1 protein-coding gene is annotated in these 1414 nt (G+C 54.3%); it reads left to right on the forward strand.

Translation table 11 applies throughout. The features are described 5' to 3' along the window. On the forward strand, positions 1–1414 hold a 1414-nt coding region (locus D5398_RS25255; protein WP_208646096.1), incomplete at both ends, for an inverse autotransporter beta domain-containing protein.

Here is a 1414-nt window from a genome sequence, read left to right on the forward strand (position 1 = left end):
ATGGTCGCTTCCGGTGCCACCGGCAAGGCGGCGCAAAGCGTGGAGTCCTGGCTAAACCAGTTCGGGACCGCGCGCGTAAAAGCGTCGGTAGATAATAATTTCTCTCTTCAGGATGCCGAGCTGGACGTCCTGCTACCTCTCTATGACGACAAAGTAAACCTGTTATTTACCCAGCTGGGTGGTCGCCGCGCGGATGACCGAAATATTATCAATACCGGGATTGGCTATCGTCATTTTAATAATCATTGGATGTGGGGAACCAATACTTTCTACGATCGCCAGATATCGCAAAATCATCATCAGCGTATGGGCGTAGGGGGGGAATTAGGCTGGGATTATTTAAAAATCTCTGCGAATGGTTATATGCGACTGACAGACTGGATGGCGTCAGAGCGCTATCAGGATTATGACGAACGCGCGGCCAACGGATTCGATATTCGCACCGAAGGGTATTTACCTTCGTGGCCGCAGCTGGGCGCAAGCGCGGTGTTTGAGCAATATTATGGCGATAACGTTGATTTGTTTAATGATGAAAATAACCGTCAGAAAGATCCGTATGCAGTGACTGTCGGCCTGAACTACACGCCATTCACCCTCATGACAGCGGGCGTCAGCCAGAAAATGGGCAAAGGCGACACGCAGGATACTCAGTTTAACCTGAGCTTCAGCTATGCACCGGGCGTCAGTCTCGACAAGCAGCTGGATGCGTCGCAGGTAGCGGTGAGGCGTTCGCTTCTCGGCAGCCGCATGGACCTGGTCAACCGCAACAATACGATTGTGCTGGATTACCGCAAGCAGGATCTGATCTCGCTGGGCTTACCGGCCAAAATCGAAGGCGCTGAAAGTGCTACCCTGCCGATTTCTGCGGTGGTTAACAGCAAATATGGGGTGGATCGCATTGACTGGCAGGCCGATGAGCTCCTGCAACACGGCGGTAGCATCACTCAGGATAAACGCTCGGGTCAGTACAGCATCACATTGCCAAATTATCAGTACGGCGGGGTGAACAATCATTACCTCGTCAGAGGTAAGGCCTTCGACGCCAGAGGCAACGGTTCTAACAGCAGTGAAATGAATGTCTATGTGTCAGGCTATGACGCGGCGACATGGCAGTCTTCTACCACGGTGAGTCCGGATACCTTACTGGCCGACGGCACCAGCACCTCCACGATGACGTTACGCATTACCGGTGCCGATCAGTTACCGGTGACCGCGATGGCCTCTCAGTTAGCGGCGACAGTGACATTAGCACCGGCCAGCGCAGCGTCCGTTACGCCGTTGAAAAACGCCACGATTTCCGCCTTTAGCGAGTCTGCGCCGGGCGTGTATACCGCCACCTTTACCAGCGGCAACGTCGCCGGGACCGCAGATATTACCCCGCTGGTCAGCGGCAAAACGGCCCTGCAAACCGCGC

This window comes from Rahnella bruchi (assembly GCF_003614975.1).
Taxonomy (GTDB): domain Bacteria; phylum Pseudomonadota; class Gammaproteobacteria; order Enterobacterales; family Enterobacteriaceae; genus Rahnella; species Rahnella bruchi.